Source organism: Amycolatopsis sp. NPDC049688 (assembly GCF_040674975.1).
Lineage (GTDB): Bacteria > Actinomycetota > Actinomycetes > Mycobacteriales > Pseudonocardiaceae > Amycolatopsis.
The window spans coordinates 187,520-210,739 of sequence record NZ_JBFANY010000007.1; the positions used below are offsets into that span (position 1 = coordinate 187,520).

General features: G+C 70.8%; 19 protein-coding genes. 8 read left to right on the forward strand and 11 right to left on the reverse strand.

What is annotated here, in order from left to right; genetic code table 11:
* Positions 1–240 precede the first annotated feature (240 nt).
* On the forward strand, positions 241–900 hold the full coding sequence (lexA, locus tag AB0J55_RS24175) for a transcriptional repressor LexA (RefSeq protein ID WP_051767737.1): 660 nt from the start codon (positions 241–243) through the stop codon (positions 898–900).
* 75 nt (positions 901–975) lie between these two features.
* Here lexA and AB0J55_RS24180 read toward each other — a convergent pair whose 3' ends face one another.
* From AB0J55_RS24180 to AB0J55_RS24190, 3 genes are read right to left on the reverse strand one after another with little or no spacing between them, the layout of a single operon-like run.
* A complete protein-coding gene (locus tag AB0J55_RS24180; protein ID WP_364253080.1) occupies positions 976–1,995 on the reverse strand; it encodes an esterase-like activity of phytase family protein in 1,020 nt (339 codons plus the stop codon).
* A 53-nt stretch (positions 1,996–2,048) separates the two neighbouring features.
* Positions 2,049–3,497, reverse strand: a complete 1,449-nt coding sequence (hflX, locus tag AB0J55_RS24185; protein WP_364252454.1) for a GTPase HflX — start codon at positions 3,495–3,497, stop codon at positions 2,049–2,051.
* 42 nt (positions 3,498–3,539) lie between these two features.
* A complete protein-coding gene (locus tag AB0J55_RS24190) occupies positions 3,540–4,043 on the reverse strand; it encodes a winged helix-turn-helix domain-containing protein (RefSeq protein WP_364252457.1) in 504 nt (167 codons plus the stop codon).
* Between the two features lie 64 nt (positions 4,044–4,107).
* Between AB0J55_RS24190 and AB0J55_RS24195 the strand changes: the two genes are divergently transcribed.
* The 5 genes from AB0J55_RS24195 to AB0J55_RS24215 all read left to right on the forward strand — a co-directional run bounded on the left by AB0J55_RS24195 (position 4,108) and on the right by AB0J55_RS24215 (position 11,072).
* Positions 4,108–5,361, forward strand: a complete 1,254-nt coding sequence (locus AB0J55_RS24195; protein ID WP_364252460.1) for an MFS transporter — start codon at positions 4,108–4,110, stop codon at positions 5,359–5,361.
* Between the two features lie 9 nt (positions 5,362–5,370).
* A complete protein-coding gene (gene valS, locus AB0J55_RS24200; protein ID WP_364252463.1) occupies positions 5,371–7,896 on the forward strand; it encodes a valine--tRNA ligase in 2,526 nt (841 codons plus the stop codon).
* 132 nt (positions 7,897–8,028) lie between these two features.
* On the forward strand, positions 8,029–9,378 hold the full coding sequence (locus AB0J55_RS24205) for a hypothetical protein (RefSeq protein ID WP_364252466.1): 1,350 nt from the start codon (positions 8,029–8,031) through the stop codon (positions 9,376–9,378).
* Positions 9,379–9,396: 18 nt separating this feature from the next.
* A complete protein-coding gene (locus AB0J55_RS24210; RefSeq protein ID WP_364252469.1) occupies positions 9,397–10,149 on the forward strand; it encodes a hypothetical protein in 753 nt (250 codons plus the stop codon).
* Positions 10,146–11,072, forward strand: a complete 927-nt coding sequence (locus AB0J55_RS24215; RefSeq protein WP_364252472.1) for a RimK domain-containing protein ATP-grasp — start codon at positions 10,146–10,148, stop codon at positions 11,070–11,072. The genes AB0J55_RS24210 and AB0J55_RS24215 overlap by 4 nt, the downstream gene beginning before the upstream one ends.
* Here AB0J55_RS24215 and dapF read toward each other — a convergent pair.
* Together dapF and miaA are read right to left on the reverse strand one after the other, a co-directional pair.
* Positions 11,067–11,894, reverse strand: coding sequence for a diaminopimelate epimerase (gene dapF, locus AB0J55_RS24220; protein WP_364252475.1), 828 nt, complete (start codon positions 11,892–11,894; stop codon positions 11,067–11,069). The genes AB0J55_RS24215 and dapF overlap by 6 nt on opposite strands.
* Before the next feature lie 10 nt (positions 11,895–11,904).
* Positions 11,905–12,807: a tRNA (adenosine(37)-N6)-dimethylallyltransferase MiaA gene (gene miaA / locus AB0J55_RS24225; RefSeq protein WP_364252478.1), complete on the reverse strand. Its 903-nt coding sequence runs from the start codon at positions 12,805–12,807 to the stop codon at positions 11,905–11,907.
* A gap of 218 nt (positions 12,808–13,025) precedes the next feature.
* Here miaA and AB0J55_RS24230 point away from each other — a divergent pair, with 218 nt between their 5' ends.
* Positions 13,026–14,339 carry a DUF349 domain-containing protein gene (locus AB0J55_RS24230; protein ID WP_364252481.1) on the forward strand — a complete coding sequence of 438 codons (1,314 nt, stop codon included), beginning with the start codon at positions 13,026–13,028 and terminating at the stop codon, positions 14,337–14,339.
* 147 nt (positions 14,340–14,486) lie between these two features.
* Positions 14,487–14,933 carry a hypothetical protein gene (locus AB0J55_RS24235; RefSeq protein ID WP_364252484.1) on the forward strand — a complete coding sequence of 149 codons (447 nt, stop codon included), beginning with the start codon at positions 14,487–14,489 and terminating at the stop codon, positions 14,931–14,933.
* A 19-nt stretch (positions 14,934–14,952) separates the two neighbouring features.
* On the opposite strand, the gene AB0J55_RS24240 is transcribed toward AB0J55_RS24235, so the two are convergent.
* The 6 genes from AB0J55_RS24240 to AB0J55_RS24265 form a co-directional block, all read right to left on the reverse strand.
* Positions 14,953–15,426, reverse strand: coding sequence for a hypothetical protein (locus AB0J55_RS24240; protein WP_364252487.1), 474 nt, complete (start codon positions 15,424–15,426; stop codon positions 14,953–14,955).
* Positions 15,423–16,916 carry a tRNA (N6-isopentenyl adenosine(37)-C2)-methylthiotransferase MiaB gene (miaB, locus tag AB0J55_RS24245; protein WP_364252490.1) on the reverse strand — a complete coding sequence of 498 codons (1,494 nt, stop codon included), beginning with the start codon at positions 16,914–16,916 and terminating at the stop codon, positions 15,423–15,425. The genes AB0J55_RS24240 and miaB overlap by 4 nt, the downstream gene beginning before the upstream one ends.
* 151 nt (positions 16,917–17,067) lie before the next feature.
* A complete protein-coding gene (locus tag AB0J55_RS24250) occupies positions 17,068–19,185 on the reverse strand; it encodes an NACHT domain-containing protein (protein WP_364252493.1) in 2,118 nt (705 codons plus the stop codon).
* 375 nt (positions 19,186–19,560) lie between these two features.
* Positions 19,561–20,910 (reverse strand): hypothetical protein, encoded by a 1,350-nt coding sequence (locus AB0J55_RS24255; protein WP_364252496.1) that lies wholly within the window; start codon positions 20,908–20,910, stop codon positions 19,561–19,563.
* Between the two features lie 73 nt (positions 20,911–20,983).
* Positions 20,984–21,319, reverse strand: a complete 336-nt coding sequence (locus tag AB0J55_RS24260; protein WP_364252499.1) for a hypothetical protein — start codon at positions 21,317–21,319, stop codon at positions 20,984–20,986.
* Between the two features lie 76 nt (positions 21,320–21,395).
* The gene (locus AB0J55_RS24265) at positions 21,396–23,159 is read right to left on the reverse strand and encodes a cellulase family glycosylhydrolase (protein WP_364252502.1); all 1,764 of its coding nucleotides are present in this window, start codon (positions 23,157–23,159) and stop codon (positions 21,396–21,398) included.
* Positions 23,160–23,220 lie beyond the last annotated feature (61 nt).

The following is a 23,220-nucleotide window of genomic DNA, read 5'->3' on the forward strand; positions in this document are numbered from 1 at the left end:
AAATCGAGCGGACACGGCGTGTCGATCGAACAGATGTTTGAAATCGTCGTGCCCGGGGGCTAACGTCGGTGACCAGGGCATCTGCCGGGCAGATGCCGCCGGCGAGCGTGCCCGCACCCCGCGGGCGGCGGCCGGCGCGCAGATACGTGCAGCGAACGTCTGGGAGGCGACGCAGTGGCGAAGGAGAACAAGGCGGGCAGGACCAGTGGGTCCCCCGGCGGCTCGGGCAAGGTGCAGACCATGCCCGAGGTGTACGACGTGGACGAGACCCTCACCGTCCGCCAGCAGCAGGTGCTCGACGTGATCCGCACTTGGGTGAGCCGCTACGGCTACCCGCCGAGCGTCCGCGAAATCGGCGAGGCGGTCGGGCTGACGTCGACGTCGTCGGTCTCGCACCAGCTGCGCGCTCTCCAGCGCAAGGGCTACCTGCGGCGCGACGCGAACCGGCCGCGCGCGGTCGGCGTGCTGTCGGCGACCGACGACAACCCCATGGGCATCGAGATGGACCAGCCGCCGTCGATGCCGAAGGCGGCGTACGTGCCGCTGGTCGGCCGGATCGCCGCCGGTGGCCCGGTGCTGGCCGAGCAGGCCATCGAGGACGTGTTCCCGCTGCCGCGGGAGATCGTCGGCGAAGGCGAGCTGTTCCTGCTGAAGGTCACCGGCGATTCGATGGTCGACGCGGCCATCACCGACGGCGACTGGGTGGTGGTCCGCCAGCAGCCGGACGCGGACAACGGCGAGATCGTCGCGGCGATGATCGACGGCGAGGCCACGGTCAAGACGTTCAAGCGCAAGGGCGGCCACATCTGGCTGATGCCGCACAACGAGGCGTACGAGCCGATCCCCGGCGACGACGCCACGGTGCTCGGCAAGGTGGTAGCGGTCCTGCGACGTCTTTAGGAAGGGGCGTCCGGGCTTTCGCACGGCCCGGAAGCTTCACCGGATCGGATGATCTTCGGCCGTGGGGAGCCGGGATCAGCGGCGAGCGCGGCGACGCAGCTTGCTGAAGCCGAACCAGCCGAGACCGACCACCGCGACCGTGATCCCGGCGGCAGGCAGGATGGGGAGCCCGGCCCCGTCCCCCGCCGAGCCGGATGACGCGTTCGCGCCGGTCGAGCTCGTTCCCTCCGCCGGTGCGCCGGACTGCGCGGCCAGAGCCGCCGCGCCCCGCACCGTGCGGAGGGGCTGGCCCACGCCTTCGCTGCCCGAGAGCAACGTCCCGTCAGGGTCGAAGGCGATCGCTTCGCCCTGCTTCTCCCCCGGCAACGGGATCCGCACCGGGTTGCGCTGCAACGCGGCCAGCACGTCGCCGTCCGGGGCCGCGTACACGTACGCGTCCGTGTAAGTCCGCAGCGCCACCACCGTGCCGTCGGCCGAGGACGCGCCGCCCGTCACCAGGACCGAGCCGATCGACCCCACCGGGCCGCCCTGGGTGTCCGTCTCGGCGATCTTGACCGTGCCGACCTTCTCCAGGTTGGTCGGTCCCGGGCTGGCCAGGGGGCCCGACGGCCGGTACACGCGGGCCTCGCCGAGGATGTCCTTGGTGATCAGGTACGGCGTGCCCGCCTTGTCCATGATCAGCGCTTCGGTGTCGTGCTGGCCGTCCGGGTACGTCAGCCGGTGCAGGGTGAGCTTGCCCTGCGGGCTCAGCTCCAGCAGCGCGACCGTCAGCCGGCCCTTCTTGTTGTCGCCCGTGTCCGACAGCCACAGCGTCCCGTCCGGGGTGCGGGCCAGGTCCTCGACGTCGAACGGGTCCGTCTTGTCCGTGAGGACCTTCTGCACCTTGCAGTCGCGGCCCAGCACGAACACCTGGACCTTGCTGCCGCCGTCGTTGATCGCGTAGAGCTGCGAGCCGTCCGAGGCCAGGCCCGACAGCTCGCCGATGCGGCTGTCCTTCACCGTGCACAAGGACTCGGGCGCGGGCGCGGCCGAAGCCGGCACCGGTCCGCCGAACACGGCCACCGAAACTGCCGCCGTAGCGACGACCCAGCGCACCCAGCCCACCTCCGTAGTGTGCGACCTCTTCAGCCGCACACTACGGAGACGTCTCAGGCCCCGGTCGAGTTGGTCTCGTACTCGCGCAAAGCCGCCGCGAGGTCCGGGCGGACCCGCACCAGCAGGCGCGTGCCCTCTTCGGCGTGCTCCTCTTCGAGGACCTCGCCGTCCGCGTGGGCCCGCGCGACCAGCTCGCCGCGCGAGTACGGCACCAGGACGTCGACCGTGACCTCCGGGCGCGGCAGGCGCTCGGCGATCACCTCGACGAGCTCCGCGATGCCCGCCCCGGTCCTGGCCGAGACCTGGACCGAACCGGCCAGCGCGTGCCGCAGCCGGGCCAGGCTGACCTCGTCGGACGCGTCGGTCTTGTTGATCACCAGCAGCTCCGGCGGGAGCGGCTCCTTGCGCTTGCGGGTGATCTCGCCGAGCACTTCGCGCACCGCGCTGACCTGCTCCTCCGGCGCCGGGTCGGACCCGTCCACCACGTGCAGCAGCAGGTCCGCGTCGGCGGCCTCCTCCAGCGTCGAGCGGAACGCGTCCACCAGCTGGTGCGGCAGGTGCCGCACGAACCCGACGGTGTCGGTCAGCGTGAAGCCGCGGCCGTCCGGCGTCTGCGCGCGCCGCGTGGTCGGGTCGAGGGTGGCGAACAGCGCGTCCTCCACCAGCACCCCGGCCCCGGTCAGCGCGTTGAGCAGGCTCGACTTGCCGGCGTTGGTGTAGCCGACGATCGCCACGCTGGGCACCTCGTTGGCCAGCCGCCGCCCGCGCTTGGTCTCGCGGATGGTGTCCATGGCGGCGATCTCGCGACGCAGCTTCGCCACGCGCTTGTTGATCCGCCGCCGGTCGGTCTCGAGCTTGGTCTCACCGGGACCACGCAGGCCGACACCGCCGTTCGCGCCGCCGGCGCGGCCACCGGCCTGCCGGGACAGCGACGCACCCCACCCGCGCAGCCGCGGGATCAGGTACTGCAGCTGGGCCAGCTCGACCTGCGCCTTGCCTTCCTTGGACCGGGCGTGCTGGGCGAAGATGTCGAGGATCAGCGCGGTCCGGTCGATCACCTTGACCTTGACCTTCTCCTCGAGCTGCCGCAGCTGGCCCGGCGAGAGCTCGCCGTCGCAGATCACCGTGTCGGCGCCGGTGGAGCCGACGATGTCCCGCAGCTCCCGCACCTTGCCCGAGCCGATGTAGGTGGCCGGGTCCGGCTTGGTCCGCCGCTGGATGAGGCCTTCGAGGACCTCCGAGCCCGCCGTCTCGGCCAGGCGCGCCAGCTCGGCCAGCGACGCCTCGGACTGCAGGGCCGTGCCCTCGGTCCACACGCCGACCAGCACGACGCGTTCGAGCCGCAGTTGCCGGTACTCGACCTCGGTGACGTCGTCCAGCTCCGTGGACAGTCCCCGGACCCGGCGCAGCGACGCCCGGTCTTCGAGCTCCATTTCGCCTGTCGACGGGTCGCCGTCGTACAGGTCGTCGTCGTGGTCTCCGGTGTGTGTCAGTTCTGTCATCGTGCCTCCATGTTCCCACGAGTCGCCGCGGGAACCGAACTATTACGTGCTGGGATAGGTGGCGAGGTAGATCGCGGTGCGCTCGGCGCCGGGACGGCGCGGGCGCGCGCGGAACTCCTCGAACAGGGCGTTGAGCCGGGTTTCCAGCTCCGCCCGCTCCTCGGCGGCCACCTGGACGACGAGGCGTGTCTGGTGCACGCCGTCGAAACCGGTCTCGGCGATCTCGGCCAGATACGCCTCGAGCATCGCCTGGTCCAAGCCCTTGTCACCGCATGAGTCGAGTGTCCACGAAAGCCCGGTCGAAAGATACGGGATTTCCTTGGCGCCCCGGGCCCCGCGGCGCGGCGGCTGCGCGGCGAGGAAGCCGGTCTCGACGAGTTTGCGCACGTGGTGCAGGGTCGTCGCGGGGTCGCGACCCAGCCGCACCGCCAGTTCCTTGTTCGTCAGCGCCTCCGAGAAGGTCAACCGGATGATGCGCAGCCGTATTCCGGAAGCCAGCGCAGCGGCCTCGGCTTCGGTGGCGGGACGTCGTTTCTCGGTCGGCACGGCGCACAGCTTAGAGCGAACAGTGATTGACACTTTCCAATCACTCGCGGCACACTCGGAGACCATGCACAGGGGGTCACTCTTCCGCCACGCCGACTTCCGGCGGCTCTTCGCCGGCGACACGGCCAGCCAGTTCGGCGTGTTCGTCGGCAACACGGCCGTCCCGCTGCTCGCGGCGGTGACGCTGGCCGCGACACCGTTCGAAATGGGCCTGCTGACCGCGGCCGAGACGCTCGCCTTCCTGCTGATCGGGCTGCCCGCGGGCGTGTGGGTGGACCGGCTGCGCCGCCGCCGGGTCATGCTCACCGCCGACTTCGTCCGCTTCGCCCTGCTGCTGAGCGTGCCGGTCAGCTGGTGGGCCGGGGTGCTCACGCTCGCCCAGCTGCTGGCCGTCGTGCTGTTCGTGGGCATCGCGACGGTGTTCTTCGACATCGCGTACCAGTCGTACCTGCCCTCCCTCGTCGGGCGGGAGCACCTCATGGAAGGCAACGCGAAACTGCAGGCCGTCCAGTCGACCGCGCAGATCGCCGGGCCGAGCGCCGCCGGCGTGCTGGTCCAGCTGGTGAACGCGGCCAGCACCGTGCTGGTCACCAGCCTCGGCTTCCTGACGTCGGCGCTGTGCCTGCTCCGCATCCGCACGCGGGAACCGGCGCCGGAGCGCGACGGCCACGCCCGGCTGCTGCCGCAGATCGCCGAGGGACTGCGGTTCGTCTTCTCCGACAAGCCGCTGCGGGCGATCGTCGGCACGACGGCGACAGCCAACTTCTTCGGTGGCGCGTTCGCCGCCGTGCAGGTGCTGTTCCTGACGCGGACCGTCGGGCTGCCGCCGGCCGCGGTCGGCGTGCTGCTGGCGATCGGCGGCGCGGGCGGGATCCTCGGCGCTGTCTGCTCGGCCGCGGTCACCCGCCGGCTCGGCCAGTCGCGGGCGATCTGGCTGGTTCCGCTGGTCACCATGCCCGGTCACCTGCTGATTCCGCTCGCCGGGCCGGACTGGCGGCTCGGGCTCGCCGGGTTGGGGCTCGTCGCCGGCGGGTTCGGGATCATCGTCTACAACGTCGCGCAGGTGTCGTACCGGCAGGCGATCTGCCCGGACCGGCTGCTCGGCCGGATGAACGCGAGCGTGCGGTTCGTCGTCTGGGGCACGCTGCCGCTGGGCGGGTTGCTGGGCGGCGGGCTCGGCGAGTGGCTCGGGCTGCGCGGCGCGATGTGGGTGGCGGTCGCCGGCGAGGTCGCCTCGGTGCTGTGGGTGGTCTGCTCACCCCTGCGGCACATGCGCGATCTGCCGACCGAAGCGAAAAGCGGTTCCACCGCACCCTAGAGTTGGTTCATGAGTACCCCATACGAACGCCCGCGAGTTCCGGACAAGGTCGGTGTCGACGGTCTGGAGGCCAAGTGGGTACCCGTATGGGAATCCACCGGTGCCTACCGCTTCGACCGCACGAAAACCCGGGACGAGGTCTATTCGATCGACACCCCGCCGCCGACGGTCAGCGGGTCGCTGCACATCGGGCACGTCTTCTCCTTCACCCAGACCGACGTCGTGGCGCGGTTCAAGCGGATGCGCGGGCTCGAGGTGTTCTACCCGATGGGGTGGGACGACAACGGCCTGCCGACCGAACGCCGGGTGCAGAACCACTTCGGCGTCCGCTGCGACCCGTCGCTGCCCTACGACCCGGACTTCCACGCCCCGGAGAAGCCGGGCAAGGACGTGGTCTCGATTTCGCGGCGCAACTTCGTCGAGCTGTGCGAATCGCTGACCGAGACCGACGAGCAGGTGTTCGAACAGCTGTGGCGGCGGATCGGGCTGTCGGTCGACTGGACGATGACCTACCAGACGATCGGGCACGATGCCCGGCTGATCTCGCAGCGCGCGTTCCTGCGCAACCTGGAGCGCGGCGAGGCGTACCAGGCCGAAGCGCCGACGCTCTGGGACGTCAGCTTCCGCACCGCCGTGGCCCAGGCCGAGCTGGAGGACCGCGAACGCCGGGGTGCCTTCCACGACCTCGCGTTCACCGGGCCGGACGGCGAAGACGTGGTGATCGCGACGACCCGGCCGGAGCTGCTGCCCGCGTGCGTCGCGCTGGTCGCGCACCCGGACGACGAGCGCTTCAAGCCGCTGTTCGGGAAGACCGTGCGAACGCCGGTGTTCGGCGTCGAGGTGCCCGTGGTGGCGCATCACCTGGCGGACCCGGAGAAGGGCCGCGGCATCGCGATGGTGTGCACCTTCGGCGACACGACCGACGTCACGTGGTGGCGCGAGCTGCGGCTCGCGACGCGGGTGGTACTGGGCCGGGACGGCCGGTTCCTGCCCGACGCCCCCGCCGGCGTGCCCGCGGAGGCGTACGCGCCGCTGGTCGGCAAGACCGTCCACACCGGACGCGAGATCATGGTCCGCCTGCTGCGCGAAGCCGGGGCGCTGCGCGGCGAGCCGCGGCCGATCACGCACGCGGTGAAGTTCTACGAAAAGGGCGACAAGCCCCTGGAAATCGTCGCCAGCCGGCAGTGGTACCTCCGCAACGGCGGCACCGACACCGCGTTCCGGGAAAAGATGCTCGCCCGTGGCGACGAGCTCACCTGGGTGCCGAAGCACATGAAGGTGCGCTACTCGTCGTGGGTGGAAAACCTCGCCGGCGACTGGCTGGTCAGCCGGCAGCGGTTCTTCGGCGTGCCGATCCCGCTGTGGTACCGGCTCGACGCCCAGGGCGAACCGGAACACGACGAGCCGCTGCTGCCGGACACCCTGCCGGTCGACCCGAGCAGCGACGTCCCGCCCGGGTTCACCGAGGACCAGCGCGGCGTGCCCGGCGGGTTCGCGGCCGACCCGGACGTGATGGACACCTGGGCGACGTCGTCGCTGACGCCGCAGATCGTCGGGCGGTGGAGCGTCGACGACGACCTCTTCGAGCGCGTCTTCCCGATGGACCTGCGGCCGCAGGCGCACGAGATCATCCGCACCTGGCTGTTCTCGACGGCGGTGCGCGCGGAGCTGGAGCAGGGCGTGCTGCCGTGGCGGGAGACGTCGATCGCGGGCTGGGTGCTCGACCCGGACCGCAAGAAGATGTCGAAGTCCAAGGGCAACGTCACGACGCCGATGGACATCCTGGAGCGGCACGGTGCGGACGCGGTGCGCTACTGGGCGGCGAGCGCGCGGCCCGGCGTCGACACGGCGGTGGACGAGGGCCAGATGAAGGTCGGCCGCCGGCTGGCGACGAAGCTGCTCAACGCGAGCCGGTTCGTGCTCGGCCTCGGCGTGCCGATGCCGGGCGCCGCCGCCGTCGAGCCGCTGGACCGGGCGCTGCTGGCCGAGCTGGCCACCGTGGTCGAAAAGGCGACCGCGGCGCTGGAGGACCTGGACTACGCACGGGCCCTGCAGGTCACCGAGACGTTCTTCTGGACGTTCTGCGACGACTACGTGGAGCTGGTGAAGGGCCGGGCCTACGGCGACCGGGGAGCCGACGCCGCCGAATCCGCGCGGGCGGCGCTGGTGACGGCGTTGTCGGCGTTGCTGCGGCTGTTCGCGCCCTTCCTGCCGTTCGCGGCCGAAGAGGTCTGGTCGTGGTGGCAGGAGGGGTCGGTGCACCGGGCGGCGTGGCCGGTGCCGGAAACCGGCGACGGCGAGCGGGAGCTGCTGCCGCTGGCGAGCCAGGTGATCGCCGCGGTGCGCCGGGCGAAGACGGACGCGAAGGTGTCGATGCGCTCGGCGGTGGAGGCGCTGACGGTGACCGGTCCACCCGAGCTGCTGGCGCGGTTCGCGCGGATCGAGCCGGACATCCGCACAGCGGGGGCCATTGTGGACGTCACCACCGGTGAAGGTGATTTCTCGGTCGAGGCGAAGGTCGGCGAAGCGTCCTAGTATCGCCGGGAAAACAATCGGGAAGAAATTCATTCACGGCCTCAAAAGAATCTTGACCGTGAATGTATCAGGGCGGGTGCACCGGGCGTCTCTACCTTCGATCGTCGCGCGACGATCGATCGGAGGTGCAGCATGGCCACAGTGGACGAGCTCGTCGCCATCAAGGAACGAGTCGAACAGGAACTGCTCGGCCGGCCCGGTGTGACCGGCGTCGACGTCGGCTACAAGGAGGTCGGCGGGGAACGGACCGACCAGGTCGCCATCCGGGTGCACGTCGCCCGGAAAACCGACGACATCCCGCACGAGGAACGCATTCCGGAACAGATCGAAGGAGCCGTCACCGACGTCGTCGAGCGCCGGTACGAACTGCACGTCGCCAGCCTGGAACTCGACGTTTCCGCGCAGGCCGACACCACGCACTACGCCACCCTCCAGGGCGGCATCAGCATGGGCCCCAGCCGCGTCATCGACAACCACATCTTCGCCGGCACGCTCGGCGCGATCGTCATCGACAACGCGACCAAGGCCCACGCCGCGCTGACCAACTTCCACGTCGCGGCGGTCGATTCCGGCTGGCACGCCGGGGACCGGATGGTGCAGCCCAGCCGGATCGACACCGGCGTCGTGCCCGCGGACGAGTTCGGCGCCATCCTGCGGGCCACGCTGTCGGGCAACGTCGACGGGGCCGTCATCTCCCTCGACGCGGGCAAGGCCAGTTCGTGCACCGTCGCCGAAATCGGCGACGTCCGGGGCAGCAAGGCCGCCACGCTGGGCATGGCGGTCCGCAAGCGCGGCCGCACCACCGGCCTGTCCTACGGCACGGTCGACGGGATCGCCGCCACCGTCAACGTCGACTACGGAGACGGGCTCGGCGTGCACACCCTGGCCAACCAGGTCAGCATCGCCGCCGACACCGCGCACAACGCGATCTTCTCCGACCACGGCGACTCCGGCTCGGTGATCGTCGATTCCGGCGGGTACGTCGTCGGCCTGCTCTTCGCGGGCGCCGGGGCCAGCACGGTCGCCAACCCGATCAGCGCGGTGCTGTCCGAACTGGACATCTCCCTGTGCGTCGGCAAGTCGATCATCAAGGACATCAAGGACGGGCGGAAGGACTTCATCAAGGAGAAGGAGATCCGCAAGGAGCTGCGCAAGGAGATCCAGAAGGAGTTCGTCCTCGACAAGCGGATGAAGGACATCCGGGACATCTTCAAGGACCGGGAGCACGGCCCCGGCCCGGGTCCGGATCCCGGTCCGCTCGGCCCCGGCGGCGGCCTCGAAGAGCGGTTGCGCGCGGTCGAGGAGCAGCTGAGCCGGCTCGGCGGGTTCGTCGGCCCGGAACTGCGGCCCGACCTCCTCACGCCGCTCACCGGCCAGGAGCCGCTGACCGACGCCGAGACCGGGCAGCTGCGGGCGGAGCTGGAGCAGCAGGTCGCCGACGCGGTCGCCGCCAAGACGGAATTCGACGCGCCGCCGGCGTGAGGACCAGGAGGCGCCACCGTGCTGCTCGTCCTCTGTTCGCTCGACGACACCGACAGCCAGTGGTTCGCCCGCCGGGCCACCCGGGCCGGCCGGGCGTGCGTCGCGGTGACGACCGAACACCTGTCGTTCGCCCGCCGGCACGACCACCGGGTCGGCCCGGCGGGCGACGTCCGCACCACCGTCGAGCTCGCGGACGGCGTCGTGCTCGACGGCGAGGCGCTGACCGGGGTGCTGAACCGCGTCCGCGAGCCGCCCGCGCTGGCCTGGTCCCGGGCCGACCCCGGCGAGCGTGACTACGCCGCGGCCGAGCTGTTCGCGTACACGCTCAGCTGGCTCGCCGGCCTGCGCTGCCCGGTGCGCAACACGCCGACCCCGCAGTGCCTGGCCGGGCCGGCCCCGGACCCGGTGCTCGCGTGGGCGGCCGCGCACGCCGCCGGCCTGCGCTGCGCCCCGATCCGGCTGGGCAGCGGCACGCCGTGGCCGCCGGGGGACGCCGCGCTCGCCGGCGCCCGGGCCGCAGCGGGCCCGGTCCGGCCGCGGCAGGTGCTCTGCCTCGACCAGGAGGTGCTCGACCGCGACGTGCCGCCGGACACGGCGACCGGCGTGCGCCGGCTGACGAAGCTGCTCGGCGCCGAAACGGCGTTGCTCGGCCTCGACTTCCTGGTCGGCGACGAGGACTGGTGGTTCGCCGGCCTCACCGCGGTGCCCGCCCTCCGCCCCGGCGGCGACCTGCTGGTCGACCGGCTCCTCCACGCCTTGGAGACACCATGACGGTGCTGCTGTGGGGGCTCCCCGACGAGCCCCCGGTCCACCTGGTCGCCGCCGAGCTGCGGGCGCGGGACGCCGACGTCGTCCTCGTCGACTCCCGGGCCGCGGCCCGGGACACGATCGACCTCCGGCTGGACCCGGGAGCCGACGCCGGCGGCGTGCTGCGCGCCGGCGACCGGACGGTCGAGCTCGCCCGGGTCACCGGGGTGTACGTGCGGCCGGTCGAGCCCGAGCTCTTCCCCGGCTTCGCGCCGGCGGAACTCGCCCGCGCCCGGCGCTTCTGCGACGCGCTGACCAGCTTCACCGAGCTGACCGGGAGCTCGGGGCAGTGCCGGGTCGCGAACCGCCTCCTCGCGATGGGCTCCAACGTCTCCAAGCCGTACCAGGCCCAGCTGATCACCCGGCACGGCTTCGGCACGCCGTCGACGCTGGTGTCCAGCGACCCGGCGGAGGTGCTCGCCTTCGCCGGGCAGCACGGCCCGCTCGTGTACAAGTCGATCAGCGGCGTCCGGTCGATCGTCACCGCGTTCGACCCGGCCGCCGACGCCGGGCGGCTGGCCCGGCTGCGCTGGTGCCCGGTCCAGTTCCAGGAGCAGCTCGACGGCCCGGACGTCCGGGTGCACGTCGTCGGCGACCGGGTCTTCGCGACCGAGATCACCACGACGGCGATCGACTACCGCTACGCCCGCCAGCACGGGACGACGGCCACGCTGCGCGCCCACGACCTCGACCCGGACGTCGCGGACCGGTGCGTCAAGCTCGCCGCGGCGCTGCAGCTGCCGTTCGCCGGGATCGACCTGAAGCTGGTCCCGGACGGGCGCGTCGTGTGCTTCGAGGTGAACCCGTCTCCGGGGTTCACCTACTTCGAGCACAGCACGGGGCAGCCGATCGCCGCCGCGCTGGCGGCCTGGCTGACCGGGTCATGACCCGGCGGCGGCCCACCAGGCTTCGTCGAGCTCGCCGCGCGCCACGATCTCCGCCGGGCCCGACAGCGTCGACGCGCCGCGGGACACCGTCACCTCGACCCGGCCGCCCGGGATGTCCACCGTGGACGCGCCGGTGTCCGTGCCCGCCAGATGGAAGGCGGCCGCCACGGCGGCGACCGTGCCGGTGCCGCACGCCCGCGTCTCCCCCACCCCGCGTTCGTGCACGCGCATCCGCAGCGCGCCCTCGCCGAGGCGGTTGACGAACTCGAGGTTCACCCCGTGCGGGAAGACGTCGTGGTCGAAGTCGGGCTGCTCGCGCAGGTCCAGGTCCGCGACGTCGTCGTCGAGCAGGGACACCAGGTGCGGATTGCCGACGTCGACGGCCACGCCGGAGAACGGGCGGCCGGCCACCACCGTGACCGAGGTGCCGGTGATCGTGGCCGGTCCCATGTGGACGGTCACCGAGCGGTCCGGGTGCACCACCACCGGGCGATCACCCGCCCGGGTGCCGACGACGAACTCGCCCTCGGCGGCCAGGCCGGCGTCGACCAGGTAGCGGGCGAACACGCGCACGCCGTTGCCGCACATCTCCGCGATCGACCCGTCGGCGTTGCGGTAGTCCATGAACCACTCGCCCGCGGACGGCGCGTCGAGCGCGGCGGCGCGCACGACGCGCAGCACGCCGTCGGCCCCGAGGCCGCGGCGGCGGTCGCACAGCGCGGCGACCCTGGCCCCGGTCAGCTCGAGGCGGCCCGCCGGATCGGGGAGCAGCACGAAGTCGTTCTGCGTGCCGTGCCCCTTGAGGAACTCGATTCCGCCCATGGGGGCAAGATTACCGCCCCAGGGTATCGAGGACGCGCGCGGCCAGCTCCGGATCGGCGCCGTCGAACCACTGGATCCGCTGGTCGCGCCGGAACCAGGAGCGTTGCCGCCGGACGAAGCGCCGCGTCGCCTGCGCGGTCGCCGCGGCGGCCGCCTCGAAGTCGCCTTCGCCGTCCAGTTCGGCGAGCACCTGCTGGTAGCCCAGCGCCCGGGCTGCCGTCTTCCCCTCGCGCAGCCCGCGCTTTTCCAGCTCGCGGACTTCGTCGACGAGCCCGGCGGCGAACATCCGCCGGACGCGCTCGTCGACCCGCTCGTCGAGCTCCGCGGGCTCCCGGTCGACGCCGATCAGGACCGTGCCGTAGCGGGCGGGCCCCGGCTTCGGCAGGTTCGCCGAGAACGGCTCGCCGGTGATCTCGATGACCTCGAGGGCGCGCACGATCCGCCGGGTGTTGGTCGGCAGGATCGCGGCCGCGGCCACCGGATCGCGGTCCCCCAGCCGGGTGTACAACGCGGCCGTGCCGAGCTCCGCCGCCTCCGCGTCCAGCCGGGCCCGCACCGCCGGGTCGGTGCCCGGGAACCGCAGGTCGTCGAGCACGGCTTGGACGTAGAGGCCGGATCCGCCGGCCAGCACCGGCACCCGGCCCGCGGCCAGGAGCCGTTCGACTTCGGCGCGCGCCTCGCGCTGGTAGACGGCGACGGACGCGGTCTCGGTCACGTCCAGCACGTCGAGCAGGTGGTGCGGGACGCCGCGGCGCTCGGCCTCGGTGGCCTTGGCGGTGCCGATGTCCATGCCCCGGTAGAGCTGCATCGCATCGGCGTTGACGACTTCGCCGCCGAGTTCGCGGGCCAGGTCGACGGCCAGCGCGGTCTTGCCGGTGGCCGTCGGGCCGACCACCGCGACGGGGCTGTTCACGGCGGTCGACGATACCGGCGGGCCGACACGGAGTGTCCACCGGAAGTAGGATCACGAGCTTCGGGTGGCTCATCCAGTACCACGGTGCGCGCTGAGCTGCTTGAATGCCGCGTGGGGGCCGTAGCATCCGAGCACGGCCCGTGACGACCGCATTACCCGGCCCCGCTCCACGGCGGGGCGCCCGCGCGAGCGGGCGTACAGGCGATAAGGAGCCTGCGATGGCCCAGGAGAACACTTCCACCGGTACCCCGGCCCCGCACCCGGTGCCGCACGCGCTGCACGCCGGGCACGCCGCCCCGCCCGTGCCGCCCGCCGAACCCACCCCCGCGACCTGGGGCCGGATCGACGACGAGGGCACCGTCTACGTCATCACCGCCGAGGGGGAGCGCGCCGTCGGTGTCTGGCAGGCCGGCAGCCCCGACGAGGGCCTGGTGCACTACGCCCGCCGCTTCGACGACTTGCGCACCGAGGTCGAGCTGCTGGAGACCCGCCTGGTCTCCGGGGCCGGCGACCCGAAGCACGCCCTGTCGAGCGCCACCCAGATCCGCGACGGCCTGGCCGAGGCGGCGGTGGTCGGCGACCTGGCCGCGCTCGCCGCGCGCCTGGAGTACGTCATCGCGCACGCCGAGAAGGCCCTGGCCAGCGCGAAGGCCGAGCGCGAGGAGGCCCGCGCGGCGGCGGTGGCCCGCAAGCAGGCGCTGGCGGAGGAGGCGGAGAAGATCGCGGCCGACTCCACCCAGTGGAAGGCGGCGGGCGACCGGCTGCGCACGATCCTGGACGAGTGGAAGACGATCAAGGGCGTCGACCGCAAGACCGACGACGAGCTGTGGAAGCGGTTCTCGAAGGCCCGCGAAGGGTTCAACCGGCGGCGCGGATCGCACTTCGCGGAGCTGGACAAGCAGCGCGCGTCGGCCAAGCAGCGCAAGGAAGAGCTGATCGCCGAGGCCGAGGCCATCAGCGAGTCCGAGGACTGGGGCGAGACGGCGGGTCGTTACAAGGACCTGATGACGGAGTGGAAGGCGGCGGGCCGCGCCCCGAAGGACAGCGACGAGGCCCTGTGGCAGCGGTTCCGCGCCGCGCAGGACAAGTTCTTCGCCCGCCGTTCGGCGGTGTTCTCCGAACGCGACGCGGAGTTCGGCGCGAACGCGGCCCGCAAGGAGGAGCTGCTGATCGAGGCGGAGAAGATCGACGCGGCGGCGAACCTCGAAGCGGCGAAGAGCGCGTTGCGGCGCATCCAGGAGCAGTGGGACGAGATCGGCAAGGTCCCCCGCGAGCGCATCCGCGAGCTGGACGGCCGGCTGAAGGCGGTCCAGGACGCGGTCAAGGCGGCGGAGGACTCGCGGTGGCGCCGGACGGACCCGGAGGCACAGGCCCGGGCGGCGCAGTTCCGGGAGCGGGTGGAGCAGTTCGAGTCCCAGGCCGCCAAGGCACGCGCGGCCGGGGACGAGCGGCGGGCCAAGAAGGCCGAGGAGCAGGCGGCGCAGTGGCGGGAGTGGCTGCAGGCCGCCGAGGCTGCGGTCGCGGATCGCTGAGCTTGCCCACGGTCGTGAGTGGTGAGAACTCGCCTTACCACTCACGACCGGCCGGGTGGTCTCCGTTTCACCCGTAGCGGGGTCGCGCGCGCCCCGACCGGGGGTTTCCGCGCGCCGCGAGCCACCGCCGGTGCTCCACTGTCGATCATGACCAGGACACCGTTCAGTGCCAGCAGGATCCTCACCGCTCTGGTGATCACCATCGCCGTCGCCGGGCTCGCACCGGCTCTCGCCGCCCCCGCCGGGGCTGCGCCGCTGTCCGCCGCCACCGAAGCGGGCAAGGGGAAGGTGAAGGTCGAGGGCAAGCTCGCCAAGGATCACGTCAAAGTCAACGAGAAGGTCGACCTCAAGGGCAACCTCAAGGTCCTCGAGGCGCCCCGCAGCGAAGGGACCGTCGAAACCGTCATCGTGCAGCAGCTGCAGGCCGGTACCTGGGTGAACCTCGCCGACACCACCTGCCGGCCGAACGGGGGCTTCTCCTTCACCCTCAGCTTCAGCCTGAGCGCCACCGTCTCGCTGCGGCTCTACCACCCCGAGACCACGCTCTACGCCGCCGCCTACTCGGCGAGCACCCTCATCCTGCGCGTCGGCTGAGCCTGGTCCCCACCGGTTCTCAAGACCGCGAGAACGCCGTCCGCATCCACTGCACCGCCAGGCAGATCATCGTGATCCAGGCGATGATCATGCCGATCCCCGGGCCGCCGCCCGCGGAGCCCGGGGCGTGGGACGACTGCTGCGACCAGATCGCCAGCAGCCCGTCCACCGAGGCGAACCAGCCGCCCGCCGCGCAGACCCAGGCCAGCCACCAGCGCCGCGTCACCAGGGCCAGCGCCGAGGCCAGGATGCCGACGCCGGTCGACGTCGCCGCGAACAGCTGCGGGATCCCGCCGCCCTCGCCGGCCAGCACGCGCCAGCCCGCGTGGTCGCCGACCCAGGGCAGGATCTGGCAGATCAGCAGCACGAACGTGAACACCGCGATGGTGAACCCGCGGCGGCCCAGCTCCACCGTCCGGGACGCCCGCGCGCCCGCTTCGTCGATCTCGGCGGCCAGCTCGGCCAGCTCGCCGTTGCCCCGCGGCTCGGTCACAGCGCACACCCACTCACCGGTTCGGGCCGGGCCGCCGGGGCACCGAAGCCCGGCAGGCCCAGCGTCACACCGCTCGTCTTCGGCCGCAGCCCGGCCTCCGCGTTGTCGCCCGCGCGCGTCCGCCGGTGGGACAGCAGGTCGCCGTCGGCCACCAGGTGGTGCGGCGCGGCGTAGGTGACCACCGTCTCGACCACGTCACCGGGGCGGACCGCCCGGTCGACGAAGGCGCCGGTCGGCGTGAAGTGGACCAGCCGCCCGTCGCGGGCGCGGCCGCTCATCCGGTGCGTCTCGGCGTCCTTGCGGCCCTCGCCTTCGGCGACGAGCAGCTCGACGCGGCGGCCGACGATCTTCTTGTTCTCGTCCCACGAGATCGCGTTCTGCAGCTCGACCAGGCGCTCGTAGCGCTCCTGGACGACCTCCTTCGGCAGCTGGCCGTCCATCGTCGCGGCCGGCGTGCCGGGGCGCTTCGAGTACTGGAAGGTGAACGCACTGGAGAACCGGGCCTGCGCGACGACGTCCAGGGTGGCCTGGAAGTCCTCCTCGGTCTCGCCGGGGAAGCCGACGATGATGTCGGTGGTGATCGCCGCGTCCGGCATCACCGCGCGGACCTCGTCGAGGATCTTCAGGAAGCGCGCCGAGCGGTAGGACCGCTTCATCTCGCGCAGCACCCGGTCGGACCCGGACTGCAGCGGCATGTGCAACTGGTGGCAGACGTTCGGCGTCGCGGCCATGGCGTCGATGACGTCGGAGGTGAACGCGGCCGGGTGCGGCGAGGTGAACCGGACGCGCTCGAGGCCGTCGACGGTGCCGCAGGCGCGCAGCAGCTTGCCGAACGCCAGCCGGTCGCCGAACTCGACGCCGTAGGAATTCACGTTCTGGCCGAGCAGCGTGACTTCGAGCACGCCCTCGGCGACGAGCGCCTCGACCTCGGCGAGGATCTCGCCGGGCCGCCGGTCGCGTTCCTTGCCGCGCAGCGCGGGGACGATGCAGAAGGTGCAGGTGTTGTTGCACCCGACCGAAACGGACACCCAGCTCGCGTAGGACGACTCGCGGCGCGCGGGCAGCGTGGAGGGGAAGGTTTCGAGCGACTCGAGGATCTCGACCTCGGCCTCGGCGTTGTGCCGGGCCCGCTCCAGCAGCGTGGGCAGCGACCCGATGTTGTGCGTCCCGAAGACGACGTCCACCCACGGCGCCCGCTTGACGATCTCCCCGCGGTCCTTCTGCGCAAGACACCCGCCGACGGCGATCTGCAGGTCCGGGTTCGCGACCTTGTCGGGACGCAGGTGCCCGAGGGTGCCGTACAGCTTGTTGTCGGCGTTCTCCCGCACGGCGCAGGTGTTGAACACGATGAGGTCGGGCTTGGCCCCGGCGGTGGCCGGGACGTAGCCGGCGTCCTCGAGCTGCCCGGCGAGGCGCTCGGAGTCGTGCACGTTCATCTGGCAGCCGAAGGTGCGTATGCTGTACGTCTTGGGCTGCTGGTTCTCGGTCATCAGCTACCAGGATAGCCCCCGACGCCCCTGGCAAAGCCGCTCGCCCCCCAGCGCGACCTCACCAGCACCCTCCAGCTCGGACCCCACCACCCGAACATCCGCACGCGCGACGTTCTCTACCGGAGAAGCTGCGGTGCCGGATTTCCTTCTGTCAGGCGCGCGTGACGTAGGTCTGAGCGAGGCGGTCCTGCAGTTTCGCGTGGCGGAACTGGTAGACCGGACCTGCTTCGCGAAGTATCCCCAGTCGGTGCGCATCGTCGAGAAATGCCAGCAACCGCGCCGGAACGTGCCCCTTGATACACAGCACGGAAACGTTGACCAAGTGTTTCCCGCTCGATTGACCGAGCCCGTACACGAAGCCGATGGCGAGCCCGAACACGGACCCCAACAAGAGCACTTCCACGAGTTTCAACCCGAACCCGACCGTAGACGCGAAAACAAGCCCGAATGCAAGTCCCAGCATCGGCCCGAATGCGAATCCGCACCCGAGTGAATAGAGGTAGAGCAACAACAGGTCGCGGTGGAACGTGACCATTGGGGTCTGCGGACCTTCGTCGGTCAATGGACTCTTTGCCCACTCGACCAGGCCGACCACGAGGCTGAATACCAGTCCGAACGCGAGTCCGCCAACAGACGCACTCAGACTTCTGTCCGCGAGCCCGAAGACGACACCGACGATCAGCCCGATCACCAACCCGGCGCGAATGCCGGACCAGGTCGTCAGCTTTCGCAGGAGCAGCCGGATCCGTCCGCGAAGGCGCAGATCGGCGTACACCGGCTCCTTCGCCGACGACCCGCTCACCAGCACAAATACGAACCCGAACAACGGCGCGAACACAACCGCGAAGTCGAACCCGAACACGAACACGCTCCCGAACCAGGCCGCGGTCACGACTCCGAACCCGATCCCGAGCCTGATGAGCGAACTGGTCCGCCGGGGTACGGCCAGGCTCAGTTGCCACCACGCGAGATCACGGCTGCCGATCACATTCAAGTGATGAGCCAAGAAGGCGAGCCAGTTCTTGACGTCGGCGGGATCCCAGGCCCGCCGGGGGCCGAAGGGGTGCTCCTTGTTGGTTTCCTGTTGCGGCGGATTGGCGGTGATGAGTGCGTCGACAAGGTGGTCGAGCAGGTGCTCGGTGATGGCATCGGCGGTGCCGAAGCGGTTGGTGTCGCACAGTTCGGCGGGATCGGCGCGGGTCTCGATGTAGACCTTCCGTAGCAGCCACAGGGCCAACGGGCTGGACAGCGCCCCGCTGATCGGATTGCTCTTCCCGTCCCGCAGTGCTGTCAGCAGCTTCGTCCAACGGTTGAAAGTGCTTCGCGGGAGGCTGCGTTCCAGGTAGGCAGCGGCATCGGCGGCCTTGAGCCGGTCCGGTTCGATGATGGCCGCACCGGTGAGACCTCGGCGGCCTTGTTGGGCGAGAGTTTCTTCGTATTCGGTTGTCCGGCAGGTGAGGATGAGCGGGTCGGTGGCCGCGGCATTGAGCCGGTCGAGGATTGCGGAGCGTATCCGTTCGGGCAGCTCGTCCAGGCCGTCCAGGACAGGCAGGATCCGCCTCTGCTCGACCAGGGCACGGGTCGCGTTCGGGCCGAAGTCAACGGCGCGCAATGCCGGGTAACCCTCGGTGAGCCGCCGCGCTACCCACACATGGAGGGATTCGACGCCGGGGTCCCAGCCGGACATCGACAGGAGCACGGGGACTGGCTCTGCACCTTCGGGATGCGCGAGGAGTTCGCGAAGCAACAGAACAGCCAGCGTTGTCTTGCCCATGCCGGGATCCCCAAGAATCACCAGCCGACGTGCCGGGTTCCTGCGGAACTCCCTGACCATGTCGTTGATGCGATCGGTACGACCTTCGAACCGGGGAACGCCTCGGCCGATCAAGTACCTGAGCAGTTTCGGGCGAGCGACGTATTCTGCGGGGCCGGACGTGTCAAGCTCCGTGAGCCGCCAGCGCACCGCGACAGGGGCGGGATCGTCCAGCTGCCGGACGACGATTTCCGTCCGCCACTGGGCCAGCACCAGATCGGCCAGTTGCCGCTGAGCGGCATCCACTTGCTCAGGAGATGACACCACCAGCAGCGGGCGCGGTGATCGGCGGGCCCAATGGACAAGCGCCAGCGCGAGAGGCACCAGTCCGGCGATCAGGCCGCCAATCTTGGCCGCAGAGTCCAGTCCCATGGGAGAACGTAACGCCAAGACAATCGCCGCCGCTCCGGCCGTGACCACGATCAGCGCAACGGCCCACCGCTTCCACCTTGTCATGCTGTCGATCCTTCCGCGCTACGGAGGGAAATACTGTGCCAGCCGGTCAAAATGCGAAGTGACGGGCAACTCACCATAGATCAGCAGACCTACACGTTACCGCGGCCGTCCCTGGCGCCTCAGCGACATCGTCGCAGTCACGCGGAACTTCACTGAGCCCGAGTCGCTCACCGCCGGATTTGCGACTCAGGTGCATGCGTGGACGCGCGGCCTTTCATCGCGGAACAGAGAGTTGCAAATCCCGACAGCTCCAGGTGCGGATCTGGTACGCCCTGGGTGCCTGGTTCTCGGTCATCGGCTTCCAGGGTAGACCTGCGCATACGTGGTTCCCTGCGCCCCCTCCCGGCCGGTGTGACGCCGGCCGGGGTCACACCCTCACGGGACAGCCGGGAAGTCGAACTGGAGCCCGCGCAGCGGTGGCGCATGACTCGCCGCCAGCCGGTCTTCCCGCGAGCGGAACTCGGCCAGCGCGAGCGCGAAGTCCGTGACCGGGGCGTACAGGCTGGCGGCGACCACGAGTGCGCTCAGCCGGATCGCCCAGGCGTCGTGCACGGAGAACACGCTCGATGTCATCGCGGCCGCACCGGTCAAGGCCGCCACGCCGATCTTGAGCCCCTTGACCGTCAGCGCCCCCTTGGCGAGGCCGGTGGTCACGCCGGCGCTGCCCGCCGCGTCGCACACTGCCCGGGCGTAGTCGGCGAAGGACACGGACAAGGCATACCAGGCCGCTTCCGAGGGGCGAGCGGAGAACTCGAGGTTGTCCCTCATGAACTGCTCGCCCACGTCTCCGGTACGGACACCCAGCAACCGATCCGCCGAGGCCCCGGCCAGGACTGGCGAACGGGGCCAGCGAACGACGATCGGCTCGAAGACCGCCTCGGAGCCAGGGACGTCCGCCGGCGAGCCCGCGGCATCCCACAACCGGGCGGGCATCATGCCGGCGCCCGATCCGCCGGCAACGGGAAAACTGCAGCGAGCGCCGAACCGCGTGGCTTGGTTGAAGTGGTAGATCTCGTTCACCCAAAGCAAGAAGGCCCGCAGGGCCGCCGAGCCGAACTCCCGCGATCCCCGGGCCGCCCGGAGCAGGAGCCGGGTGTCACTCGGATCCCTTCCGCCGAGTTCGAGCCTCTCGGCGATCACCTTCAGGATCGTGGACCGGCGCAGACCGTCTTCGGCGAGGTCCGCCTCGCGGTTTCTCGCCGACGTGAGGAGTTCCGTCCGCAGGAACTCCGTGTCCTGCCAGAGTCTGCGCGCGCGAGGAGAATCGCTCGACGGCTCCGCGTCCATGAGGTGCTTCACCACGAGAGTGTCGAAGCCGGCGCCGATCCTGCCCGGCCACGTGGTGCGCGGCCCGTCCTGCTCCGACCAACCCTGGAGAATCCTCGCGGTGCCCGGTGATTCCTTCCGGAGCCCGACCTGCCAGCTGGTGCGGATCGCGGCGAGAACCTCCTCGAACCCGCCTTCGTGCGTCCGGAATGCCGGCACCACCAACCCCCGCTTGACGGCTTGGTTGAGCCAGCTCCCGCTGCCCTTGGCGATTTCGCTCTGCACCCGCTCGGAGATGAAGAAGAACACGTCGGGTATCACCAGGCCGGGTTCGAGCATCAGCCGGTTCACCAGATCCGCCGAGAACGCCCCCGCGTCGGGGATGTGGACGTCGAGCTGGGCGTCCGCCGGGGCGAAATACAGGTGGTGCTGCAGGGCTTCCGGGGGCAACTCCCGCATGGCCACCTCCGTCGTCGGCTCACCGTGAGTCGCGACGCCGGCCCGGCACGTTGCGGGCGCAACCCGATTGTGATCAGTGCGTGTACGTGCAGCCCGTCGCCACGAGTGAACCGTCGGACTGCACCTGGTACGCGGTACACGTCGCCGTGGCAGGGCCGGCCGACACCAGCAGGACGTCGAGGCCGACCAGGCGCCACACGTACAACGTGCCGATCCGGAACACGTACGGCGCACCCCCGTCGGGATCGGGCACGCAGGTGGCGGACATGTGCACCGTGCTGGCGGGCCAGCGGTTCTCGACCGCGCTCGCGCAGCTCGTCGTGGTCGCGGCTTGGGCCGGAGGCGCGGCCAGGCCGCACCAGGTGACGAGCCCCAGCGAAACGACTGCCGTCAAACGCCGCATTCTCATTCCACTGACGGTATCCCGGCCGGGACCGGCTCGAAATGGGACATCCGGGCGACCGGAATGACACACGGTGAATATGTCAGCTTTTTGTCCCGAATCCGGAACCGGCCGCCCACGCCGCCAATTCCGCGCGCACAGCCGCCAGCTGGGCCGGTGTCGGCGCCGCAGCCGGCTCCGCGACCAGCGCGAAATGCAGGCCCGGTGTCGCCGCCAGCTGCAGCCGGTCTCCCGCCCGCGTCACCGAGGCCACGTCCGTCACCACCGTCGGGTTCATCCCCGCCGGGACGTGCAGCTCCGTCGGCGCGCCCGCCGCCGTTCCCTGCCACACCAAGACGCCGTAGCGCCCCGGGCCGACCAACGCCGACGTGGCCGGCAAGGTGGACGGCACCGCGTTCCACGTCAGCGTCTGGCTGCCGTCGCGGGACCTGTCCTCGTACGTGAACGCCAGCGTGTGGCCCGCCACCGCGGCCGGGTACAGGCGGTCCAGGAGCCGCGCGTCCTGGCGCAGCTGGACCGTTCCGTCGTCCGCCGTCCGGGCCGACGAAAAGTCCTCGCCGTTCCAGGCGTCGCCGTCCGTCTTCACCTTGTCCGGGTTGTCGTTCATCAGCTCGTGGTGGCGGCCGCTGTAGATGTCCCACTGCCATTGCGTCGCCGACAGCACCGGGCCCGACTGCGCCGGCTTGCGCCACCAGTTCGCTCCCGGAATTCGCGAGTCCAGGGCCTGGTACATCGCCTTGTCCACCGTCGGCGTCTTGTCCGAGGTGTAGCCCGTCATCGGGTGGCCGAACTCGGTGACGATCGCCGTCGTGCCCAAAGCCGCCGCGCGGTCGCGGACCGTGGCGAAGTTCGCGCTGTACTGGCCGTCTCCCGCCTTGCCCGGCATGAACACGCCGGACTGCGCGAGCTGGTCGTAGAAGTGCGTGTTGAACACGTACCGCGGCCCCATCGCGCCGGTGTCCTGGAAGCCGCCCGGATGCAGCTGGAAGGAGATGTTGGCGTTCCAGAACATGTTCGGCTCGACGAACGCCGGCTTGTCCTGCCAGCCCGCCGAATCCATCGCGTCGCGGAACCGCTTGAAGAACGGCCACAGCACGTTCTGCTCCCACGCCTTGCTGTCCTGGCCCGAGTCGTACCGCCCGGCGAACGGCTCGTTGTACGGGTCCAGGCCCGCGATCCCCGCGAACTGGGCCGCACTCAGGTTCGCCCGCAGGTACGTCATCGTCTGGACGGCCTGGCCGACGAACTCGTCCTGGACGCCGCGGGCGTTGTGCCAGAAGTCCTTCGTGGCGTCCTGGACCGCACCGTTCTGGGTGATGTTCTGGCCCCAGTGGGCGCAGATGCCGCAGCTCTCCGCCGGGTAGCCGCCGAGGTCGACGACCCACTTCGGCGCGCCGTCGCCGGTGTACCAGCTGCCGCGGTTGAACAGGTAGCGGGAGAACAGGTCCTGGTGGAAGTCGGGCAGGACCGTGAAACCCTCGTCCAGGAACGCCTTAAGCTGCTCGGTCAGCGCCCCCAGGTACTGCGTGTTCACCGGCCCGCGGACCGGCTGCGTCCCGGCCCACGCGATCGGGAACCGCACGGCGTTCGCGCCGGTCAGCGCCCGCATCGCCTGCGCCGAGCGGCGCGCGTCGGCCGCGTTCGCGAACGGCAGGAAACCGTTTTCCGCCAGCTTCGTCTCCCCCGAAACGTTGAAGCCGCGCAGCACCACCTCCCGGCCGTACTCGTCGACGAACGCCGAGCCCCGCACGGTCAGCCCGTGCTGCGGGACGTCCTCGGCGACGGCGGAGGCGACGACCCCGGAGGTCATCGCCACGGCGGTGAGCAAAGCCACGAGCATGCGCATGATGGCGACCCCAAACATGAAGGAGTTTCGCAAAAGTTAGCGACCCGGCCCCGGGGCCGTC

Coding starts and splice junctions, on each gene's coding strand:
- AB0J55_RS24205 (WP_364252466.1), top strand. CDS start 8,029: ATGGCCACAGTGGACGAGCTCGTCGCCATCAAGGAACGAGTCGAACAG.
- hflX (WP_364252454.1), bottom strand. CDS start 3,497: ATGACAGAACTGACACACACCGGAGACCACGACGACGACCTGTACGAC.
- lexA (WP_051767737.1), top strand. CDS start 241: ATGCCCGAGGTGTACGACGTGGACGAGACCCTCACCGTCCGCCAGCAG.
- AB0J55_RS24265 (WP_364252502.1), bottom strand. CDS start 23,159: ATGCGCATGCTCGTGGCTTTGCTCACCGCCGTGGCGATGACCTCCGGG.
- AB0J55_RS24260 (WP_364252499.1), bottom strand. CDS start 21,319: ATGAGAATGCGGCGTTTGACGGCAGTCGTTTCGCTGGGGCTCGTCACC.
- AB0J55_RS24195 (WP_364252460.1), top strand. CDS start 4,108: ATGCACAGGGGGTCACTCTTCCGCCACGCCGACTTCCGGCGGCTCTTC.
- miaB (WP_364252490.1), bottom strand. CDS start 16,916: ATGACCGAGAACCAGCAGCCCAAGACGTACAGCATACGCACCTTCGGC.
- AB0J55_RS24250 (WP_364252493.1), bottom strand. CDS start 19,185: ATGACAAGGTGGAAGCGGTGGGCCGTTGCGCTGATCGTGGTCACGGCC.
- AB0J55_RS24255 (WP_364252496.1), bottom strand. CDS start 20,910: ATGCGGGAGTTGCCCCCGGAAGCCCTGCAGCACCACCTGTATTTCGCC.
- AB0J55_RS24215 (WP_364252472.1), top strand. CDS start 10,146: ATGACGGTGCTGCTGTGGGGGCTCCCCGACGAGCCCCCGGTCCACCTG.
- AB0J55_RS24230 (WP_364252481.1), top strand. CDS start 13,026: ATGGCCCAGGAGAACACTTCCACCGGTACCCCGGCCCCGCACCCGGTG.
- valS (WP_364252463.1), top strand. CDS start 5,371: ATGAGTACCCCATACGAACGCCCGCGAGTTCCGGACAAGGTCGGTGTC.
- dapF (WP_364252475.1), bottom strand. CDS start 11,894: ATGGGCGGAATCGAGTTCCTCAAGGGGCACGGCACGCAGAACGACTTC.
- AB0J55_RS24235 (WP_364252484.1), top strand. CDS start 14,487: ATGACCAGGACACCGTTCAGTGCCAGCAGGATCCTCACCGCTCTGGTG.